21 protein-coding genes and 1 pseudogene are annotated in these 18,882 nt (G+C 60.8%); 16 read left to right on the forward strand and 6 right to left on the reverse strand.

What is annotated here, in order from left to right; all coding sequences use genetic code 11:
• Positions 1–113: 113 nt before the first annotated feature.
• Positions 114–968: an AAA family ATPase gene (locus DDE76_RS18765; RefSeq protein WP_104894107.1), complete on the reverse strand. Its 855-nt coding sequence runs from the start codon at positions 966–968 to the stop codon at positions 114–116.
• 786 nt (positions 969–1,754) lie between these two features.
• Here DDE76_RS18765 and DDE76_RS18770 point away from each other — a divergent pair.
• Complete coding sequence (locus DDE76_RS18770) at positions 1,755–2,540, forward strand: metallophosphoesterase (protein WP_104894108.1); 786 nt, start codon at positions 1,755–1,757, stop codon at positions 2,538–2,540.
• A gap of 661 nt (positions 2,541–3,201) precedes the next feature.
• On the opposite strand, the gene DDE76_RS18775 is transcribed toward DDE76_RS18770, so the two are convergent.
• Together DDE76_RS18775 and DDE76_RS18780 are read right to left on the reverse strand one after the other, a co-directional pair.
• Positions 3,202–4,389, reverse strand: a complete 1,188-nt coding sequence (locus DDE76_RS18775) for a ZIP family metal transporter (protein WP_104894109.1) — start codon at positions 4,387–4,389, stop codon at positions 3,202–3,204.
• A gap of 1 nt (position 4,390) precedes the next feature.
• Complete coding sequence (locus DDE76_RS18780) at positions 4,391–5,503, reverse strand: multicopper oxidase domain-containing protein (protein ID WP_104895006.1); 1,113 nt, start codon at positions 5,501–5,503, stop codon at positions 4,391–4,393.
• Between the two features lie 226 nt (positions 5,504–5,729).
• On the opposite strand from DDE76_RS18780, the gene DDE76_RS18785 reads away from it, so the two are divergent.
• The 4 genes from DDE76_RS18785 to DDE76_RS18800 all read left to right on the forward strand — a co-directional run bounded on the left by DDE76_RS18785 (position 5,730) and on the right by DDE76_RS18800 (position 8,627).
• Positions 5,730–6,158 carry a disulfide bond formation protein B gene (locus DDE76_RS18785; RefSeq protein WP_104895007.1) on the forward strand — a complete coding sequence of 143 codons (429 nt, stop codon included), beginning with the start codon at positions 5,730–5,732 and terminating at the stop codon, positions 6,156–6,158.
• Positions 6,155–6,805, forward strand: a complete 651-nt coding sequence (locus tag DDE76_RS18790) for a DsbA family protein (RefSeq protein WP_104894110.1) — start codon at positions 6,155–6,157, stop codon at positions 6,803–6,805. Before DDE76_RS18785 ends, DDE76_RS18790 begins: the two co-directional genes overlap by 4 nt.
• A 46-nt stretch (positions 6,806–6,851) precedes the next feature.
• Positions 6,852–7,772, forward strand: a complete 921-nt coding sequence (locus DDE76_RS18795) for a cation diffusion facilitator family transporter (RefSeq protein WP_104894111.1) — start codon at positions 6,852–6,854, stop codon at positions 7,770–7,772.
• Positions 7,773–7,844: 72 nt separating this feature from the next.
• Positions 7,845–8,627, forward strand: coding sequence for a L,D-transpeptidase family protein (locus DDE76_RS18800; RefSeq protein WP_240549563.1), 783 nt, complete (start codon positions 7,845–7,847; stop codon positions 8,625–8,627).
• Between the two features lie 4 nt (positions 8,628–8,631).
• Here DDE76_RS18800 and DDE76_RS18805 read toward each other — a convergent pair whose 3' ends face one another.
• The gene (locus DDE76_RS18805; protein ID WP_104894112.1) at positions 8,632–9,072 is read right to left on the reverse strand and encodes a hypothetical protein; all 441 of its coding nucleotides are present in this window, start codon (positions 9,070–9,072) and stop codon (positions 8,632–8,634) included.
• 70 nt (positions 9,073–9,142) lie between these two features.
• On the reverse strand, positions 9,143–9,574 hold the full coding sequence (locus DDE76_RS18810; protein WP_104894113.1) for a MerR family transcriptional regulator: 432 nt from the start codon (positions 9,572–9,574) through the stop codon (positions 9,143–9,145).
• A 66-nt stretch (positions 9,575–9,640) separates the two neighbouring features.
• Between DDE76_RS18810 and DDE76_RS18815 the strand changes: the two genes are divergently transcribed.
• The 7 genes from DDE76_RS18815 to DDE76_RS18840 all read left to right on the forward strand — a co-directional run bounded on the left by DDE76_RS18815 (position 9,641) and on the right by DDE76_RS18840 (position 16,166).
• Entirely contained in the window at positions 9,641–11,806 is a 2,166-nt protein-coding gene (locus DDE76_RS18815) for a heavy metal translocating P-type ATPase (RefSeq protein ID WP_104894114.1), read from the forward strand.
• Between the two features lie 33 nt (positions 11,807–11,839).
• Positions 11,840–12,013 (forward strand): hypothetical protein, encoded by a 174-nt coding sequence (locus DDE76_RS19670; RefSeq protein WP_157955922.1) that lies wholly within the window; start codon positions 11,840–11,842, stop codon positions 12,011–12,013.
• Positions 12,010–12,486 carry a copper chaperone PCu(A)C gene (locus tag DDE76_RS18820; protein ID WP_157955923.1) on the forward strand — a complete coding sequence of 159 codons (477 nt, stop codon included), beginning with the start codon at positions 12,010–12,012 and terminating at the stop codon, positions 12,484–12,486. The genes DDE76_RS19670 and DDE76_RS18820 overlap by 4 nt, the downstream gene beginning before the upstream one ends.
• Positions 12,483–13,076, forward strand: a complete 594-nt coding sequence (locus DDE76_RS18825; RefSeq protein ID WP_104894116.1) for an SCO family protein — start codon at positions 12,483–12,485, stop codon at positions 13,074–13,076. The genes DDE76_RS18820 and DDE76_RS18825 overlap by 4 nt, the downstream gene beginning before the upstream one ends.
• Positions 13,073–14,137, forward strand: coding sequence for a flavin-containing monooxygenase (locus DDE76_RS18830; protein ID WP_104894117.1), 1,065 nt, complete (start codon positions 13,073–13,075; stop codon positions 14,135–14,137). Before DDE76_RS18825 ends, DDE76_RS18830 begins: the two co-directional genes overlap by 4 nt.
• Positions 14,138–14,625: 488 nt before the next feature.
• Positions 14,626–15,876: a L,D-transpeptidase family protein gene (locus DDE76_RS18835; RefSeq protein WP_158672419.1), complete on the forward strand. Its 1,251-nt coding sequence runs from the start codon at positions 14,626–14,628 to the stop codon at positions 15,874–15,876.
• Positions 15,873–16,166: a heavy-metal-associated domain-containing protein gene (locus DDE76_RS18840; protein ID WP_104894119.1), complete on the forward strand. Its 294-nt coding sequence runs from the start codon at positions 15,873–15,875 to the stop codon at positions 16,164–16,166. The genes DDE76_RS18835 and DDE76_RS18840 overlap by 4 nt, the downstream gene beginning before the upstream one ends.
• A gap of 198 nt (positions 16,167–16,364) precedes the next feature.
• Here DDE76_RS18840 and DDE76_RS18845 read toward each other — a convergent pair whose 3' ends face one another.
• A complete protein-coding gene (locus DDE76_RS18845) occupies positions 16,365–16,772 on the reverse strand; it encodes a MerR family transcriptional regulator (RefSeq protein WP_104895009.1) in 408 nt (135 codons plus the stop codon).
• Between the two features lie 80 nt (positions 16,773–16,852).
• Here DDE76_RS18845 and DDE76_RS19675 point away from each other — a divergent pair, with 80 nt between their 5' ends.
• The 4 genes and pseudogenes from DDE76_RS19675 to DDE76_RS18860 form a co-directional block, all read left to right on the forward strand.
• Positions 16,853–17,230, forward strand: a complete 378-nt coding sequence (locus DDE76_RS19675; RefSeq protein ID WP_157955924.1) for a hypothetical protein — start codon at positions 16,853–16,855, stop codon at positions 17,228–17,230.
• Complete coding sequence (locus DDE76_RS19680; protein ID WP_157955925.1) at positions 17,227–17,427, forward strand: hypothetical protein; 201 nt, start codon at positions 17,227–17,229, stop codon at positions 17,425–17,427. The genes DDE76_RS19675 and DDE76_RS19680 overlap by 4 nt, the downstream gene beginning before the upstream one ends.
• A 15-nt stretch (positions 17,428–17,442) precedes the next feature.
• Positions 17,443–17,778, forward strand: a complete 336-nt coding sequence (locus DDE76_RS18855) for a YnfA family protein (RefSeq protein ID WP_104894121.1) — start codon at positions 17,443–17,445, stop codon at positions 17,776–17,778.
• Between the two features lie 398 nt (positions 17,779–18,176).
• A pseudogene (locus tag DDE76_RS18860) lies at positions 18,177–18,740 on the forward strand (IS110 family RNA-guided transposase); the annotation flags it as partial.
• Between the last annotated feature and the right edge of the window lie 142 nt (positions 18,741–18,882).

The raw sequence follows: 18,882 nt of genomic DNA on the forward strand, positions 1-18,882 counted from the left end.
AAAATGCCGCCACGTGAATGGTCCATGGCCAAGGCGCAGTTCGCTGTAATCTTCGGCGAGCGCTTCATCCGAGCCATGGCGGCGTAATATGCAATCGCCCGCCACACACGAAATTACTGACAGTCCCTGCGGTCGATCAGACCAATCAGGGCCTCGCTCAGATTGGCAAAGCCGCCCTGGGCCATGTCGTGCAACTTGTCCACTTCGTCGATGACCACCAATGGATTGGCCACCCGGTGCCGCGCCAATCCCTCGACAATTGCCGAGGGTCGCGCGGACTGGAAGACGACATCACTGCTGATCAGTTCAGCCGAGGACGACAACGAGCTCCCGTCAATGTAGATGAGCGGCAGGCCGCTCAGCTCAGCAAGTTTTTTGGCAGCATGGGTTTTGCCCGTGCCAGGCTCCGACACAATCACGGTCGGCTGCATGCTGAACCACACGGCGCCATCCTGCAAAGCCTGACCGGCCGATGCCCAGATCGCCATGGCCAGATCCCGAAAGCCTGGACAGCTCTCGTAGAAGTTGGCGATGAGCAGTTCGAGCGCGTCAAAACTCCTCGGCCCCTCCAGCGTCATCCGCTCCGAGAGATCATAGTGAAATTTGGCGAGCTCCTTATGGCGCTCATCGGCTCCACCCCGCCGCTCTTTGCTGTCAGGGGCCGGGCGCGCGCAGACCCCCAGCACCGGTGTGAGTGTGTGATTGAGCCTGACGATCCGCGGCTTGCCCAATGGTGGGTTATCCCTGTGCTTGCGCCGGATCTGGTGCTGCCGCAACCGGCGCTCGTAGTCGCGCCTGTCTTCAGCCAGATCGATATCGTCATCGCCGATCAGGCTGTCCAACAGGTCTGGTTCATCGATCTCAGCGATCGGCACGTCCTCGGTCGGCTGTTCGGGTTCCGCGCAGAATTGCGGATCAGTGGTCGACGGCTTTTTGGAGCCGTCATCGTCGTCATTGGTGGTCATCATTCAAAACTTTCCAGGCGTCGGCCATCGCTCGCCAAGCAGGGGCGAGGGCACGACGAAACATCAGGGGAGGGGGCATGCGTCTGCGAAAGCCGTAGTCAGCCGGAGCCGCGCGCCGGAACGAACAAGACGTCCCGAGCGTCCACGCAGCTAGAGCGTGACCAACCAAGAATGCAGACGGGTTCGGTCAGCAGCGATTAGCTGCTGTTGCGCACCCCAAAATTGCTGGAAAGCTTGCGACGAATCTGTGCGTCGCCGTAAATGGCCTTAGCCATGTCGGTTCTCCTGTGTACGCAGGTTTGGACCGCCTGGTCAGGCTGTCAGTTCGGTTGCCGCCGAGCTGGCAGCCGCCTTATTGGCGGCCATGACTCCGGGCCGGAGTCATGGTTTGAGGCTGGCACGCCCGATCACCACTGTCACCCGAGATTGCGCGCAATGGTTAACGTACGCCTGAGCCAGATTCGCTATTTGGATAATTTCCCGAGCTGCTGACGCGGTTTGAGCCGCCTGTCGAGCCAGCCTCCATGCCGGTCAAATTGCCGATCTTCCGAAAAGGCTCTAACCCCCATGATCCGTGGCTTCGCGGCGTGGGGTAGGGGACATTTGTGCCGATCCTTTTGCCGGTCTGTCTGACCACCAACAGCATAGGGCAGGACCGGTGAACTGGGCACCGTCTAGTTCGCATATGCCGCTGTGACATTTGCTGCGTGAACGCCGCGAGGGATTTTCATGGGGTCAATCTAGTGTTGCGCACAGTTGACGTGTGTGTGTGAGAAAGGCCGAGCGACCATGAAAATCTGGGTGATGAGCGATCTGCATATCGATGTCGCGCGCTATCCCGTACCGACGACGCCGAAAGGGACCGACATCATTGTGGTTGCGGGCGATGTCGCGGACGGGCATCGCCTCTCCGCGAGCTGGCTGGCCCGGCATCTGGTGCCGCGCGGTTTGCCCGTCATCTACGTGACCGGCAATCACGACTACTATGGTCATGACCTCAACGATGATGCTGAGGTGCTCTATGCTGATTGCGGCGTTGAGCTGCTCAGTGCAAACCGCCCCGTACTGGACATTGCTGGTGTTCGGCTAATCGGTGCCACGCTCTGGACCGACTATTTGATCAATGGCGATGAAGTCGGTGCGCAATTCTGGGGCAAGCGTTCGATGCCGGACTTTTCCGCCATCGATATTGGCATGCGGCGCATTCGTCCCAATGACCTGGCACGGCTGCATCAGGAGCAGAGAGACATCATCGAAAACGCGCTGCCGGCGCCGTTCGATGGACCGACTGTTGTTGTCACTCATCATGCGCCGCACCCGAAGAGCCTCAGGAGCGAGCGGTTCCGGGACGCAGCCGACGGGTCCTTTGCCAGCGATCTTGAGCCCTTGATCCTTGCCCATCAGCCGAAGGCCTGGATTCACGGTCATGTGCATCACAGCCGGGACTACAGGGTGGGGCGTACGCGGGTCGTCTGCAATCCGCGCGGGTATTCGGTACCCCGGCGCAACGGGCGGGGCGAGGGTGTTTCTCTTGAGAATCCGCGCTTTGATCCGCAGCTGGTCATCGAAGTCTAGCCCTCGGACATGCGCCCGCCAATGCGGCAAAAGTCGGTCACCCTCTTTGTCTGTTTCCCCCGCTTTGAGGAAATCTCGTGTTCCGCATCGGTTCCGGCCACCAGGAGGTTGACGCCGCTTCAAGCCACCAACACTCGCCCCCACCGGTCGCCATGGCGGCCGGGCCAAGCGCCGCAGGCGCAAGTGGCTTGAAACGGGGTCAAGCGCCCGACCTAGGTCCCATTGTCCAATGTGCGCCGCTCTGCGGCGCAAGCGATGCATCAAGAAACAATCGCCCAGCACTAGCGGGCGATTGACGAACCAAAGCGTCATTTGACAATGGGGGGAGGGCGCGGACCTTCTGGTGTGTGGTACGGTCTGCGGCTTGCGATCGATTTATGTTCTACGCTTCAAAAGACCTCAACCACAAAATAATGAGGCTACTCACGGCACAAATCCCTCGATTTTCTGCCATTCCGTTCGTTTTTTGCTCTTATAGCAGACCAGCAGGTAGGCGCCCCTTAACGGTCGTTCAGATCGTCGTGACCGTAGCCCGAAAGCGGACGGGCGAAAGACGTCTGAATGCGGTTAGTAACAGTAGGCCCATACGGCCATGGCCGGGGGTTTCGTCAGGAGAAATGCCCAATACATTTTGCGCAGGCGCGCCTGGCAGATGGTTACGCTACACCTTGATGACAGCGGCGGTGACATACATGAACGCCACGCCGGTCAGAAAGCCTGACAGGACCGGCGGCGACAGCCAGGATTGCCTTTGCCGTCCGCTTCCACGAAGGAAAAAGGCTGTTACCTCAACCATCACCTGGAGAATAGCACCAGCCCCCACTCCCAGGGCGAGGGCCGACCACTGGGTGCCGTAGGCGAGGCTGCCGATCCACATGCCAAGAACGGCAGGTGCTCCGGCGACCAGGGTCAGGGCGACGAAAGCCCAGAGGTGCGGCTTCTGTCGAACGATGGGAGCGGCAATACCGATACCCTCGGTGACATTGTGAATTGCGAAACCGAGAACGAGGAAGGTCCCAAGACCCGCAGAACCGGTGGCGAAGGCTGCGCCGATGGCAAGGCCCTCGCCGAAGTTATGAAGGCCGATGCCAAAGGCAATATAAAACGCCAGAGCCAGCCCTTCGGGCCGTCCTCCGCGGCGGCTGATGCCCATGAGGATCAGGAAGGTGGCCAGAGCCGCGAGGATGACCATTGCCGGCCCCTGGAAAAGAGGCGCTGACTCGGCAGCCAACTCCAGCGCCTCAAAGGTCATGTCGACGAGCAGGAAGGCGAGTAAGCCCACTGTGAGGGCCAGCACGAAACCCATGCCAGACGTGCCCACGTTGCGCATGGCCGGATAGAACATCAAACCAATGGCGACAGGCAGGATGCCGACGATCGCACCGACAATGGCCTGCTGGACGAGCTGCCCTTGTGTGGCGACTGGCGTCGGCACGGCGACGGCGATTTCGTGCTCGAAGGTGGTCCCCGTGTTGGTCACCAACTTGACGCGGTGCGCCTCGCCCAGCACCCACGGATATGGAATGTCGATCCATGCGGTTGACCCGCGCGCCAGCGGGCCGGCGGGCGCCATCGAGAAATTCCAATAGGCGTCGTCGACCTGCACCTGCGCGACCGTCATGTCCTCGGAGCCGCCGGCGCGAATCTGGACCCGAATGCCTCCGTCATTCAGCACCGTTCTTTCGAAGGTGATCGTTTCGACCGGCGGCGCGCCATTGTTGAAGCTTCGCAACGGGTCCGCCGCGGCGATCCAGGCTATGGCAATGGCAAGCACCAGCAGGGGGGCCAGCAACCAAAGGAAGCGGCGAAGGCCGGACGAGGCGTTGGACGATGGCGCAAGCTCGGTCATTTCAGGCCTCCACAATATCGAACATGCCCATCCAACCCAGTTCGGTGAACTCCGACTGGTGACCGTGGAACATGTACATGCCGGCTTCGTGGTCGGCGTAGTTGAACTCAAGAATGCCCCGCTGCGCCTGGCACTGCATGATGAGATCGACGGTGCGCAGGGTCGGGGTCAGGGTCGTGCCGGTGTCGAAGTAGTTGAAGAAATTGGCGTGCAGGTGAAAGGAATTGATGGGATCGAATTCGGTCGCGTTGACGAGATAAATGCGCACTGGTCGCGACTTCTCGATGCGGATGGGCTTCTGCGAATAGGCGTTGGCTATCGTGTTGACGGCGTAGAACTCGTTCTCGTTGTCGAAGTTGGTGTCGAAGGCGTTCATGACCATCACCAGTTCCTGCCAGCGGGCATTTTCCGGCGTGCCGAGCAGGCGGGACCGCGCGACATCGGCATATTCGGGATGGAGGTCCGGATCGGGGTCGATCACGAAGGCACCGTACATGCCTTTGTGCATGTGCCGTTTCAGCGGGAATGCGTGGCAGTGGTAGAGGTGGCAGCCGAATGGCTTGGCATCGAATTCGTATACGAACTCCTCGCCCGGGTTGATCAATCCAGACCCGGGAACACCGTCCATGCGCCAGGAATGGATGCCGTGAAAATGCATGGAGTGCGGATGGGAGCCATAGTTGCGGAAAACGATCCGCAGCCGTTCTCCCTCCTTGGCCCGGAGAGCGGGACCAGGAACACGACCGTTGAAGGTCCAGGCTGGAAACACCACGCCCGGCGCGATTTCGATCTCCTTGTCGATGGCCTCTACCTCGAAAGTGCGCAGGGTGCGCCCGTCATCCATCGTGGACACCGTGCCGACATCCCATTCGGTCAGCATGGCCGTTGGGTCAAAGCCGTTTTGTTGGTGATCGACGGTCCCCACCGTTGTCATTTGCCCGTGTCCGCCTTCATGGGCTCCGGGCGCGGCGTAGGGATCGGCTGGAAGCTCTTCCGGGTCTGACATGCTGGCCATGTCGTGGCCCTGCATGGACTGGCCAGCGGCCGATGTTGCAAGCACTGCCGTGCTGCCCGCGACTGCCAGGCCGCCAAGAAGGAGACTGCGGCGCCTCATCAGATCCACGGAATTGTCCAAAGCAAGTCGTCCTCTAATGCGAATGGTTCGCAACAACAGGACACAAGCATGACGTTTTTGCAAGTAGGAATGATTTGCATCTTAGTGATCTGGCCGAGCTTGATGCGAGAGCCGGGCCAGAACGCGGATCCTACGCGGCATTTTCCGCCTTGCTCCTCAAGTGGCTAGAGGTCGTAGACTCGATCCATGAACTGAAAGGATGCGCATGGTGGAAAACGACAGCAGAACCTGGTCGTGGATGTTCTCGGCCTGGCTGGTGGCCTTGGTAGCAACCATGGGCGCCGTCTTTATTGGCGAGATCATGGGTCAGACGCCATGCGTTCTCTGCTGGTATCAGCGTATTGCGATGTTCCCGCTTGTTGTCACCCTGGGCGTTGGAGCCCTCGCTGGTGATCGCAATTCGGTGCTGTATTCCGTGCCCCTGGCCGTTGCGGGCGCAGGGTTTGCCACCTTACATGTGCTGCTCTTCTACGGAATCGTACCTGAAGCCATTCAACCATGCAGCGCCGGCCCCTCATGCTCGGACGAAGCGATGATGTTCTTCGGGCTGGTGCCGCTGCCCGTGCTGTCGCTGGTGGCATTTTCGGCCATCGTCGTTTTTCTCGTTCCTGTTCTCCGGAGCCGTCGCCTATGAATCGCCGTGTTACTGTCCTCGCCACCTTGGCAGTCGCCATCCTCGTCTTTGCGGTCGGTGCGATCGCTTATTCGCGATTTGCCACACCCGAGCCCCCGCCCGCGCCGGTCAGCGAACCGAGCAACCTGGTGCGCTTCAACTCGCCAGTGGTCGGGCCCCAGAATGCAACGGTGACGATCGTGGAATTTTTCGACCCTTCGTGCGAAGCCTGCCGGGCTTTCTATCCCATCGTGAAGCAGATCATGGCCCGCTATCCCGAACAGGTGCGGTTGGTCCTGCGCTACGCGCCATTGCACGAAGGGTCTGATCAGGCCGTGCGCATTCTGGAAGCGGCACGCAAACAAGATCGGCTTATCCCTGTGCTTGAAGCCATGCTGGCCGGTCAGCCGAACTGGGCGGCACACGGCGCGCCGAACCTCGATATTGCCTGGCAAATCGCGGGGGCCGCCGGACTTGATCTTGATCGCGCCCGCGCCGATGCCGAGGGTGAGGATGTAACGGCTGTCCTAGCGCAGGAAATCGCCGACCTCGAAGCACTTGGCGTCTCACAGACACCGACATTCTACGTCAACGGTCGAGAACTGCTCGATTTCGGGCCGCAGCAATTGGCCGACCTGGTCGCCGAAGAAGTGGAAAAAGCCAACTAGCCTTTCGTGCGTTCTGCCGAGGAAGCCAATCAGCAGGAGATGTCCAATGGCCCATTCCCATGGCGGCAGCGCTGATCGATCGCCCGACCGTGGACGGCGACTTCTCATAGCGCTGGCCCTCAATCTGGGTATCACGGTTGCCGAGGTCGTAGGCGGGGTGGTGTCCGGATCTCTCGCGCTCATTGCTGATGCCGCGCACAACTTCTCCGACGCGGCTTCAGTGCTGGTCTCCTATATTGCCTGGCGCATCTCTCGCCGCGCCGCCAACGAAAAGCGAACGTTCGGCTATGCGCGAGCCGAGACCGTTGGCGCCCTGATCAATCTCACGACGCTCATCATCATCGGGCTTTATCTGCTTTATGAAGCGGGAGCCCGATTGCTTGAGCCCACAGAAGTCGTCCCGACAGCGGTGATCATCGTTGGCGTCATTGCTTTTGTCGAAGACGTCGCCGCAGCATGGGTGCTGCGAAAGGATCTGGGTAGCCTCAACGTCCGCAGCACCTTCCTTCACATGATCGCCGATGCCCTGGCCACAGTCGCGGTCATCATCAGCGGCGTGTCCATCATGGTTTGGGGGCCAGACGTCTACTGGATCGATCCGGCGGTGACCGCTGCCATCGCCATTTATGTGCTGATCCACGGGTCTCGCGAAATCCGTGAGGCCATCACGGTGCTGATGGATAGTGCGCCCAAGGGTTTCGAGCACGACCGTGTGGTCGCAAAGCTTCGCGGTCTGGAGGGGGTCATTGATGTGCACCACTTGCATGTCTGGCAGATCAGCGAGGGCAAAACCGCCCTTCAGGTTCACCTGGCGTTGGACGATATGGGCTTTGCCGAGGCGACCGAACTCAAGGAGCGGCTCAAACGCGAATTGCATGACGAGTTCGAGATCGAACACGCTACCATCGAGATGGAGTTGGCTGCCAAGGTCGATCACGATGCCGAGATCGTCGCCCGGGAAGAGTAAAAGCCTGACGCCGGGTCACCCTTACGTAACGGCCATTGTCTATGGTTGCCGAAAGCTTTTTGGACAACCAGCATGCTCGGCAACACTCTACGCGCCCTTTGCCTCGTCACGATGACCTTCTTCCTGGCCGCGTGCAGCCAGTTCGTTGGCGACAATCGTCACAATGTTCCACTCGGCAGGCCTGTGTTGGACAGGCTGGCCGAGATCGGCTCATCGCCGTCCGAGCCCATGGTCATCCGCGTTTACAAACAGAGCTCTGAACTCGAGGTCTGGAAGCGGACGCATACCGGGGACTATGCCTTGTTCAAGACTTACCCGATCTGCAAATGGTCCGGGGATCTGGGGCCAAAGATCCGCGAGGGCGATCTACAGTCGCCCGAGGGGTTCTACGACGTTACCCCCGCGCTGATGAATCCGAAGTCATCTTACTGGCTGTCCTTCAACGTCGGCTTTCCCAACAAGTTCGACCAGGCATGGGGGCGTACGGGCACCTATCTAATGATCCATGGCGATTGCCTGTCGGTCGGGTGCTATGCCATGACGGACGAGGGGATCAAGGAAATCTACGCGCTTGCTCGCGAGACCTTCCGCGGTGGCAATTCCTCGTTTCAGCTCCAGCTTCTGCCGTTCCGCATGACTGAGGCGAACCTCTCCCAGCATGCTGACAGTCCGCACGCACCTTTCTGGCGCGACTTAAAGGTGGGTACCGACCTGTTCGATGCGACCCGGCGCCCGCCAGGGTGGGACGTTTGTGAGCGTCGCTACGTCTTCAACCCCAACGGATCATCACCTGGTCCTTTGGATCCAAATGGCGTCTGTCCAGCAGGGGTTTACTCCACGATAGCAGCGCTTTGAGTGATCAGTGCTGATAGTCGTGGTGATCGGGCAGTTCTGCATCATCCCCTAGAACAACTGCCTCTATGGTCGCGGTCGTGCCGCCGGTCGTGGCAATTGTCACGGGGATGGTCTGAGCGGGCTGGAACGTCGCAGGCACCGCCACCCGCAATCCCTTTTCGGTCATGTAGAGTTCGGCATGAAATGGGATCGAGATCGAGTCCCGAGAACCATCGGGCGAAATGATCCTTCCCGCCATGCCGGCGACGCCTATGCCAGTCAGGTCGATGGCCGTGTCACTTGTATTGTTGACGACAAGGAAAAGCTCGGAGCCGCTCTCAGCGGCCCGAAGCCAGGCGCCTTCGACATAAACGCCTTCGGTGATCGTCACGGGCATTGCCGGGGTTGCCGCGGCAGGCACTGCCCCAATGAATATCGCCGCCAGGAGGAGGTGTTGCTTCATCATTCCAATATGCCTTGGGGATGACGTCGCGTCGATGGTGCGGTTGGTCGCAAGCCTGCGGAACGCCTCGACATCAGTTTGCTTGCTGGTGGTGCTTGCACTTGTCGTGATCGGCAAGAATCTCGATGACGCGGCAGGTCTCGACGCGTCCATGACTGCAGCCCTCGACCATCCGCTTCAATTCTGCCTGCAGCGCAGTCAGGCTTGCAATCTTGCGAGCGACTTCGGCGAGGCGCGCCTTGGCGATTGCATCCGCGTCGGCACAGGATTGGTCAGGCCGATCCTGAAGGGCAAGCAAGGTCTGGATCTGATCAATGTCGAAGCCCAGCTCACGCGAGTGCCGAATAAAACTCAGGCGCTCGATGTCCTTGTGATCATAGGTGCGGCGGCCGCCTTCGGTTCGCGGTGGTGCGGGCAACAATCCGATCTGTTCGTAGTAGCGGATCGTGGGGATTTTTACGCCGCTACCCTCTGAAACCTTGCCGATCGCGATGCCGTGACTCATTTTCGCTTGCTCCTATAGCCACTGGAGGATGTACGCCACAACCAAGGATTGCAAGGAGTCGGCAGTATGGACACAGGAACAAATTCGACACGCTTTCGTGTTGAAGGCATGGATTGCGCAGCCTGTGCTTCCAAAGTCGATACGGCAGCACGCCGGATCGCCGGCGTCGAGGACGTGTCCGTTTCCGTGATGAACGGCACAATGACTGTCAGGCATGCTCCGGGTGCCGACCTCGAGGAAATCTGTACCAAAGTTGGAAATCTCGGGTACCCCACCGCGCCGATCTCGGTCGCCGCCCCCAAGGCACCAGAAGCCGTAGCAGGCGTGCATATGCATGGGGATCATGACCACGACGACGATGGACCATGGTGGCGCACGCGTAAGGCCAGGCTGACGCTTGCATGCGGTGGGGCTTTGGTCGCCGCTTATCTTGTCGGACGCTTTCTTCCCGAAGTCGGCCACTGGGCGTTCCTTGTTGCCCTGCTCGTCGGGCTGGTTCCGATCGCCAGACGGGCGGTCGCCGGCGCCATGGGTGGCTCGCCATTTTCCATCGAGACCTTGATGTCGATCGCCGCTATCGGCGCCGTCATCATTGGCGCTACGGAAGAGGCAGCGACTGTCGTGCTATTGTTCCTCGTGGGCGAATTGCTGGAGGGGGTTGCGGCAAGCCGGGCGCGCGCCAGTATAAAAGGACTGGCTGATCTGGTGCCCAAGACGGCCTTGCTGGTCGACGGCGACGACGTCAGGGAAGTGCCAGCGGCGGGGCTCGAGCTCAAACAGGTCGTGCTCGTTCGTCCGGGGGACCGCATCCCGGCAGACGGTGAGATCGTCGAGGGAACCAGCGCAATCGACGAGGCGCCGGTCACCGGCGAGAGCGTGCCCAAAACCAAGGGTCCGGGTGACATCGTTTTTGCAGGCACCATCAACACCGACACCGCCCTGCGCATCAAGGTCACGGCCAAAGCATCCGACAACACCATTTCGCGGGTAATTGCCCTGGTCGAGGAAGCGCAGGAGAGCAAGGCGCCTACGGAACGGTTCATCGACCGCTTCTCCAAATATTACACTCCAGGCGTCCTTCTTGTCGGCGCGCTAGTGGCGATCCTGCCCCCTCTGGTGCTTGGTCAGGCTTGGGGCGAGTGGATATACAAGGGGCTGGCGATCCTTCTGATCGGTTGCCCCTGTGCCCTGGTGATCTCGACGCCAGCTGCGATCGCGGCGGCCCTTTCAGCGGGTGCCCGTCGCGGCTTGTTGCTCAAGGGCGGTGCCGTGCTCGAGCAGTTGCGCACCATCACCTTGGTGGCAATGGACAAGACCGGAACCCTGACCGAGGGCAAACCGAAAGTAACCGACATTGTTGGCGTGGGTCGCAGCGAGAGCCAGGTGCTGTCACTGGCGGCAGCCCTTGAGACTGGTTCAAGCCACCCCTTGGCCCTGGCCATCCTCGCTCGAGCAAAGGCAGACAAAGCGCCGATTCCCCCTGCATTTGATATCACGGCGGTCCCGGGCAAGGGCATCACAGGCAGCGTTGGAGGCGAGACCGCATTCCTTGCCTCGCCCAAGGCCGCTTCGGAACGCGTATCGGTGCCAGACGAACTGCGAACCCGCATCGAAGCCTTCAATGACGAAGGCAAGACCGTTTCAGTGCTTGTCGCCAACGACCAGATTGCGGGCATCTTCGCCATCCGCGACGAGCCGCGTCCCGATGCCAAGGCAGGATTGGCCGCGCTTCGGGAGGCGGGCATCGACACCGTGATGTTGACGGGGGACAACTTACGAACGGCCACGGCCATCGGCGCCACCCTCGGCATGGACGTTCGCGCTGGTCTGTTGCCCGAGGACAAGCAGCGGATTGTCCGGGAGCTGCAGGGTCAGGGCAAGGTTGTCGCCAAGATCGGCGACGGCATCAATGATGCGCCGGCGCTGGCCGCTGCCGACATCGGAATTGCCATGGGCGGGGGCACGGACGTGGCGCTCGAGACAGCCGACGCTGCCATTCTTCATGGCCGAGTGACCGACATTGCCGACATGATAGGCCTCTCCAAGGCCACGATGGCCAATATCGGGCAGAACATCACGCTCGCACTCGGCTTGAAGGCTGTATTCCTTGTCACCACGATCATCGGCATCACTGGGCTCTGGCCCGCGATCCTCGCGGACACGGGGGCGACGGTGCTGGTCACCGCAAACGCCATGCGGCTCCTGGCCTGGAAGGGACGTCCGAACGCATGAGGCGACGGGACGCATTCAAGATCGAGGCAGTTCATGCAGACTAAGGGTCCATTGCCGCTGCGCGTCTTCCAATGGACGCTGTGGCTTCTCATGCTCGGCCTGATTGTTTACGCCTTCGCGCCGGGTATCATCGATCGACTGGCCGGGAACCACGACGCGCGCATTGCGGCGCCCTCCGCTTCGGTCACCCAGGAGGCTCCCGAATGAAAAAACTTCTCCTCGTTATCGCAACTCTTGTGGTCATGCCGGCGGCCATTGCGCACGATTTCGATGCCGGCTCGATCTATATCGATCATCCAATGGTCGAGGAGGCGCCCCCAGGTGCGCGTGTCCTTGGCGGCTATGTATCGCTGCACAACCAGGGCGCCGAGGACGACCGCCTGGTCGCGATCGAGAGCACTGCCGCCGAAAAGGTCGAAATGCACAGGTCGGTCGTGACCGATGGCATCGCAAGGATGACGCCTCTTACCGAAGGCATCGAACTGCCCGCTGGTGAAATGGTCTGGCTCGGCTCGGACGGCATCCATGCCATGTTCATCGGGCCCGACAAGCGCTACGTCGCCGGTGACGAAATTCCGGCCACCCTCGTCTTCGAAAAGGCGGGACGGATCGACGTGACGTTCAAGGTGGAGGAGCGCGCGACGACCAGAGCCCCGGGCCATGGGGATCACGCGCAGTGAAATCGCTTCGGGTACTTCGCATCGTTCTCTGGGCGCTCGTCCTGGTCGTCGGAGCCGGGGCGGCATATCTTTTTCTCTCAGCGCGCAATGCGCCTGTCGATGCAGGCCCGGCGGTGTACGCGACACCTTTCACCCTGATCGATCAGGATGGAAATGAGGTCACCGAGGCCGATTTTCTCGGCAAGCCTTCGGCATGGTTCTATGGCTTTACCCATTGCCCTGACGTGTGCCCCACGACCCTTTCGGAGATGTCCGCCTTGCTCGAAGCGCTGGGTCCCGATGCCGATCGGCTGCAGGCGGTCTTCGTCAGCATCGACCCGGAGCGTGACGACGTTGCCACGATGAAGGATTATGTCGAGTATTTCGATGACCGCATCGTCGGCCTGACCGGCTCCCTTGAGAACGTCTCGGCCATGGCCAAGGCACGCTACATCTTCTTTGAGAAAGTGCCGCTTGAGGGCGGAGACTACACGATGGAACACAGTGCCAGCGTTCACCTGGCCGATGCCGGAGGCAGCTTCTTCGGAACGCTCGATGGCGAGGAGCCCTTTGACACGCGTCTACAGAAGCTTCGGCGCCTGATCGAATGAGAAAGCTGGACGTCGTCGTTGTCGGCGGTGGTCAGGCGGGCCTCGCCGCAGGGCGCCTCCTGGTGGAAGCCGGCACCAGACTTGCCGTTCTGGACGCGCAGAAAACGACCGGAGACTCCTGGCGGCGCCGGTACCAGGGCCTGACGCTGTTCACCCCACGCGAATACAGCGCCCTGAGCGGCATGGCGATACCCGGCGACCCGGGGGGCTATCCAGACAAGGACGAGTTCGCCGACTACCTTGAGGCCTACGCCCGACAGTTTCGCATACCGGTCCGATCCGGCTGCACCACAACCTCGGTAGAGCGGGATGTCTCCGGTGCCTTCCGGGTCACGGGCGAGGGTTTTGATCCGATCATCGCCGATGCGGTGGTGATCGCCGCTGGCGGATTTCGGAACCCGATAAAACCTTCATGGGCAGCCACGTGCACCATTCCCCAGTTCGCCGTCGACGAGCTTGGCGACTTCGAACGACTTCCCAGCGGTCCGCTGCTCGTCGTCGGCGATGGTGCGAGTGGCCGAGATGTTGCGGCCCTCAATGTCCCGCACCGTCCTGTCCTGATCTCGACCGGGCGATCAAGAAAATTGCTGCCAGAACGGATTTTGGGACGAAGCCTTTGGTGGTGGTTGGATGTCACCGGCCTCGTCCGGGCCCCGACCGGTTCCTTCCTGGGCAAGCGCATGCGGGCCGTAGATCCCTTTCCGAACAGGCAGCGCGACCTGGACGATTTGACCTCCGCTGGGATTGAGATACGGCCCCGCGCCATCGGCGCGGAAGGCCGCATTGTCCGGTTCGCGGATGGCTCGACGCTGGAGCCTGCGGCTATCATTTGGGCGATCGGATACAAACCTGATTGGTCCTTTATCCAGGTGGATGGCGCGTTGGATGAACGGGGTGGAATCCTCCACCATCAGGGCGTTTCGCCGGTGGAGGGGCTCTATTTTGCTGGCTTGCCATGGCAACGCAACCGCGCATCGGGTCTTGTCATGGGCGCGAGCGAGGATGCGGCCCTGGTCGTGGACCATTTACTGAGGCGGGCATTGTCCACTGACACAGTTTAGTCTTCAAACCCTCGTAACCGCATTGTTGCCGAATTCGACGGTAGGCTAACGTGCAAGCTCTTTGCCGCTCCGGTTCACATTGGATATGACACCAACACTTCGTCGCAGCCTCATTCCCGTCCTGATCGGAATCTTGGCCATGGTGCTGTCGGTGCACCCGGCGACGGCACTCGATCATCCTGATGCTGCGGGCCTCGGAGAAATCCAACAGGGCATCTCGGAGGACCATGAACTGCAGCATACGCTTCACGCCAGGGGCTGTTGCATTGTTGCATGCGGAATGGTGGCGCCGGTGGCGATGGTTGTTGATGATTCCAACCGGGGCCCAATGTTCGCACCGGCAGCGGACGAGGATCTGCCAGTCAGCCTTCGACGATCCAAGCACTTCCGTCCTCCACGTTTCACCTGACCCGCGACCGCAACTCGACCGATCCAAGCCGGTATCCCCGGGGTGCGTCGGTAAACGAACGCCAATCAGGATGAGAACGATGAAAAGACGAGATTTCCTCCGGCTATTGCCCATGGGCGCCGCAGCCGCCACCTTCCCGACGATGCAGCCAGCACAGGCGCAGTCCCTCTGGGATATGATGAACCGGAACCGCTCGCTGAGCGATGCAGAGCAGGAGGCCAACAGCGCCGCCGCCATTCAGGCTATCGACACTGTCGAACCGATTCTGAGCTACGACACCGCCAACAACCTGCAGATGGCGATCGCCCAATACGAACCTTTCGTGGCCAGCGGCGGCTGGGAGCAGGTGCCGCAGGCGACATACGGCGTCACCATTGGCGTAGCACGAGATGGTGTGATCCAGCTCAAGCGACGCCTTCTGTCGTCAGCCGACATGGCCATGGTCGAGCGAGTGGACGACGTGATGGATGCTCCGACCGATGCCGCCTTGCGTCGGTTCCAGGCTCGCCATGGTCTTCAAGTCAGCGGGCAAGTGGACGAGGCAACCTGGTATGCCCTCAATGTGCCGGCGGAAACGCGCCTGCATCAGCTTCGGCTGAACCTTCTGCGTGTACAGAATATGGCGTCCGAGCTCGCTGACCGTTACGTGGTGGTCAATATCCCTGCTGCATTCATTGAAGTGGTGGAAGGCGGTATGGTCCAGCGGCGGCATACCGCGGTCGTCGGTCGAATTGACCGGCAGACCCCCATCCTTAAGAGCCGCATCCACCAGATCAACTTCAACCCGTACTGGAACGTGCCGGTTTCCATCATCCGCCGCGACCTGATCAAGTACATGAACGAAAATCCGAATTACCTGACGGAGCAGAAGATTCGGATTTTCGACGGCAGTGGCAACGAGCTGCAGCCCAGCCAGATCAATTGGCAGACCGAGGAGGCGGTGAATTACAGCTTCCGTCAGGATCCGGGTCCGCTGAACTCGATGGGCAACGTGAAGATCAACTTCCACAACCCCCACGCCGTCTATCTCCACGACACGCCGACCAAAGGCCTGTTCGGTGACAACGCCCGCTTTTATTCCTCCGGCTGCGTGCGTGTCGACCAGGTGCAGGACTTTGTCGCCTGGGTACTGCGCGACAACGGCGACTGGGGCCCTACGGAGATCCAAACCGTGTTCACGACCGGAGAGCGCAAGGACGTGGACGTGAGCAATCCACCCGAAATCCACACCACCTATATTTCCGCCTGGGCGAACCGCAATGGAGTGGTCAGCTTCCGTGACGATGTCTATGAGTTCGACATGGCCGGCAAAGTGACCTTCGAGGCATGACCCGGGCGGAGAAGCTCACCTTCGCCATCACTGGAATGGGCTGCGTCGACTGCGTTGCGGCGATCGAGAACGCAGTGATGCCCATGGCTGGGGTGGAATACGTGGGCGTATCGCTCTCCTCGCGGACCATGACGGTGCGTCCCGGGCCGGGATTTGACCTGGCGGCCATTGCCAGCCGGGTTCGCTTGCTCGGCTACGGCGTCAACGAGGAGGGGAGTTATGACGCTGCACCAAGGTCGGACTGCCCATGCAAGGTCAATTCGAGGCGACCCGCAGGCAGCAGCCGTTGAGAGCTTGGGTGGCGTAATCGGCTCCCCGACTGCGGGGCACCGGCCATGCTCGGTCGGGGATCTTCGGGTCATAGTCATCGAGAATTCCGATCCGCCGGCCTCGGCCCGCCTGGTGGCGAATGTGGAGACGTTCACGGGCGAGGAGGACAACGAACGGTATGGGCTGCTGGCGCGCCGGGCGCCGTGGCGTTTTGTCGATCACTCGGCGGTTGCGAGGTCCTTGAAGACGACACAGTCTCGCCCGGGTCCGCCGCAGCAGACGCTGTCGCATTGGGCCACGAAGCGTTGCAGGCTGTGTTCCAACGCCTTCAATTCAGCAAGCCTGGCCTGCACCTCGCCAAGGTGCACTCTGGCGATATCCCCCACCTCGCGACAATCCTTGTCGGCGCTGATCGATAGACCGGCCAGTAAGCGCACTTGCTCTATGCCGAAGCCGAAGTCGCGGCACCGCCTGATGAAGATGAGGCGATCGAGGTCATTGGCGCCGTAGACGCGCTGGCCGCTCTCTCTGCGATCGGCAGCAGGAAGCAGGCCGATCTCCTCATAGTATCGGATCGTTGGCGTGGTAACGCCGGCTGCCTTCGCCAGCTTTCCGATCGTCAGCATGCAATCCTCGCTTTTGCTCTTGCCCTTCAAGTTACTTGAAGGAATATGGTGCTGTCCATCTCATCGAAAGGAGATCGACAATGAACACCGTCAACACAACGGACGCATGCTGCTCATCCTGCGCAACCGCGAGCAACGACGCTGCCCTGGCCATTGCCTGCACCCTGGATGCCCACGACTTCAAGGAGAGGGCGGCGTCCATTCGGGACCTCGCCTCGCGTCACCTATTGTCCAGCAATCGTCAGCCCCTGGCTCTGCGCCTGACCTATGCCGCCGAGGCGCTCGGCGAGGTTGAGGCATTGGTGGCGAAAGAGTCGGACTGCTGCGCCTTCCTGGATTTCGACATCCGTGCCGGGGAGCAGATCGAGTTGATTATCACAGCTCCTGAGAATGCTGCGCTGGCCGCCGACGAATTCTTCGCCCATTTCGCACCCGAGCTGGCAAAGGTGGCGGTATGAACCCGAACGCCAGGAAGGGCATTGTCGCCACCGCCGGCGTTGCGGCTGCCTGCGCCGCCTGCTGCGCCGTCCCGATCGTTGCAGCCGGTGGCGTAGCCGTCGTGGCCGGACCGGTCGGCATTGTCGCCGTGCTGCTCGCTGGTGCCGCAGGCCTGTGGGCCTGGCTACGCGGACGTGCTAGGCGTCAACGAAGCTGAACCGGAGGAGCCGCCATGCCCATTTACGCGACCACCGCATTGATCTACGCCGCCGCCGCGCTGGCCGAGATAGTGGGCTGCTTCGCCTTCTGGGCATGGCTTAGGCAGGGACAGTCGTCGATCTGGTTAGCTGCTGGCGTCCCGGCCCTGATCGCCTTTGCATGGTTGTTGACACTGGCGCCGGCAGAGCATGCCGGTCGGGCCTATGCGGCTTACGGCGGAGTATACATCGTGGCATCGCTGCTGTGGTTGTGGCTGGCGGAGGGTCATGCCCCGGATCGTTGGGATCTGATCGGGGGTGCACTGGCGCTGGTCGCTGCGGCGATCATCCTATTTGCGCCGCGGAGTTGAGGCAGCTCCGACGATAAGAGAACTCTGATTGTGGCGACTGATGAAATGGGGGGCGGCGACGCGCGACCGGGGTGCCCCGATAAAGAAGCTCGATAAAGGTATTGGAGATCGGGACGCAGAAGCGGTACCCACGCCTAACCAGAAATTTCGAGCACCGTTTTAGATCGGCGTCTCTCTGGCAGGAGTGTCCGAAAGTGGCACCACGGTCACCACAACCAGACAGACCGCAAACGGCCCCGATTAGGGCGCCGGCGTGCAGGATTGTGGGGCAGGGGGCTTCCATAACCCGCCGGGCTGATGCGCGCCCCATTCCAGATGAGGTGGATGGCTCCCGCTCACGGCATCTGAGTGCCAAAGTGGGTTTGCTATCAGGCAACCCGGGCAAGGAGCCATCCGCCATGCAGATTACCACTGTGGGCCTCGATCTGGCCAAGAGTGTTTTCCAGGTCCATGCTGTCGATGCGTCAGGAGGTGTTGCTGTGCGCAGGACACTTCGGCGATCTCAGGTTTTACCGTTCTTCATCAAGATGCCTCCCTGTCTGGTCGGCATTGAGGCGTGCGGCACATCCCACCATTGGGCTCGCGAGCTGACAAAGCTGGGCCATGAGGTTCGCATTATGCCGCCGGCCTACGTGAAGCCCTATGTAAAGCGTAGCAAGAACGATGCCGTTGACGCCGAAGCGATCTGCGAAGCGGTGACCCGTCCCACCATGCGGTTCGTAGCGATGAAGTCGACCGATCAGCAGGCGGCGCTGTCGTTACACCGGGTACGCGATCTTCTGGTCAAACAGCGCACTCAACTGGTGAACATGATCCGGGGCCTGCTGGCCGAGTTCGGCATCGACATCCCAGTAGGTTTAGAGCGGGCGCTTGGCTTGGCGCGACAGATTGCAGGTCGCGAAGTCGAACCAGATGTGCCCGCTGTGGCGAAGCAGATTCTTGATCTCCTCTGTGCTCAGGTCCTCGACACTCATGTCTGTTGAATGTCACTGAGATCTGACCCTCTAGGGGCAGAAGTTTTCACTGAGAAATGACCCATGTTTTGATCGTCCCCTGGCTGTTGGTCGGGGGATCCAGGAGTGATCGACATGGCGTTATTGAGCG

It is taken from the genome of Devosia indica, from assembly GCF_003056405.1.
Lineage (GTDB): Bacteria > Pseudomonadota > Alphaproteobacteria > Rhizobiales > Devosiaceae > Devosia > Devosia indica.

Excerpts from the sequence above, each read along its gene's own strand:
- DDE76_RS18765 (WP_104894107.1), bottom strand. The coding sequence starts at position 968 with ATGATGACCACCAATGACGACGATGACGGCTCCAAAAAGCCGTCGACC.
- DDE76_RS18770 (WP_104894108.1), top strand. The coding sequence starts at position 1,755 with ATGAAAATCTGGGTGATGAGCGATCTGCATATCGATGTCGCGCGCTAT.
- DDE76_RS18775 (WP_104894109.1), bottom strand. The coding sequence starts at position 4,389 with ATGACCGAGCTTGCGCCATCGTCCAACGCCTCGTCCGGCCTTCGCCGC.
- DDE76_RS18780 (WP_104895006.1), bottom strand. The coding sequence starts at position 5,503 with ATGAGGCGCCGCAGTCTCCTTCTTGGCGGCCTGGCAGTCGCGGGCAGC.
- DDE76_RS18785 (WP_104895007.1), top strand. The coding sequence starts at position 5,730 with ATGGTGGAAAACGACAGCAGAACCTGGTCGTGGATGTTCTCGGCCTGG.
- DDE76_RS18790 (WP_104894110.1), top strand. The coding sequence starts at position 6,155 with ATGAATCGCCGTGTTACTGTCCTCGCCACCTTGGCAGTCGCCATCCTC.
- DDE76_RS18795 (WP_104894111.1), top strand. The coding sequence starts at position 6,852 with ATGGCCCATTCCCATGGCGGCAGCGCTGATCGATCGCCCGACCGTGGA.
- DDE76_RS18800 (WP_240549563.1), top strand. The coding sequence starts at position 7,845 with ATGCTCGGCAACACTCTACGCGCCCTTTGCCTCGTCACGATGACCTTC.
- DDE76_RS18805 (WP_104894112.1), bottom strand. The coding sequence starts at position 9,072 with ATGATGAAGCAACACCTCCTCCTGGCGGCGATATTCATTGGGGCAGTG.
- DDE76_RS18810 (WP_104894113.1), bottom strand. The coding sequence starts at position 9,574 with ATGAGTCACGGCATCGCGATCGGCAAGGTTTCAGAGGGTAGCGGCGTA.
- DDE76_RS18815 (WP_104894114.1), top strand. The coding sequence starts at position 9,641 with ATGGACACAGGAACAAATTCGACACGCTTTCGTGTTGAAGGCATGGAT.
- DDE76_RS19670 (WP_157955922.1), top strand. The coding sequence starts at position 11,840 with ATGCAGACTAAGGGTCCATTGCCGCTGCGCGTCTTCCAATGGACGCTG.
- DDE76_RS18820 (WP_157955923.1), top strand. The coding sequence starts at position 12,010 with ATGAAAAAACTTCTCCTCGTTATCGCAACTCTTGTGGTCATGCCGGCG.
- DDE76_RS18830 (WP_104894117.1), top strand. The coding sequence starts at position 13,073 with ATGAGAAAGCTGGACGTCGTCGTTGTCGGCGGTGGTCAGGCGGGCCTC.
- DDE76_RS18835 (WP_158672419.1), top strand. The coding sequence starts at position 14,626 with ATGAAAAGACGAGATTTCCTCCGGCTATTGCCCATGGGCGCCGCAGCC.
- DDE76_RS18840 (WP_104894119.1), top strand. The coding sequence starts at position 15,873 with ATGACCCGGGCGGAGAAGCTCACCTTCGCCATCACTGGAATGGGCTGC.
- DDE76_RS18845 (WP_104895009.1), bottom strand. The coding sequence starts at position 16,772 with ATGCTGACGATCGGAAAGCTGGCGAAGGCAGCCGGCGTTACCACGCCA.
- DDE76_RS19675 (WP_157955924.1), top strand. The coding sequence starts at position 16,853 with ATGAACACCGTCAACACAACGGACGCATGCTGCTCATCCTGCGCAACC.
- DDE76_RS19680 (WP_157955925.1), top strand. The coding sequence starts at position 17,227 with ATGAACCCGAACGCCAGGAAGGGCATTGTCGCCACCGCCGGCGTTGCG.
- DDE76_RS18855 (WP_104894121.1), top strand. The coding sequence starts at position 17,443 with ATGCCCATTTACGCGACCACCGCATTGATCTACGCCGCCGCCGCGCTG.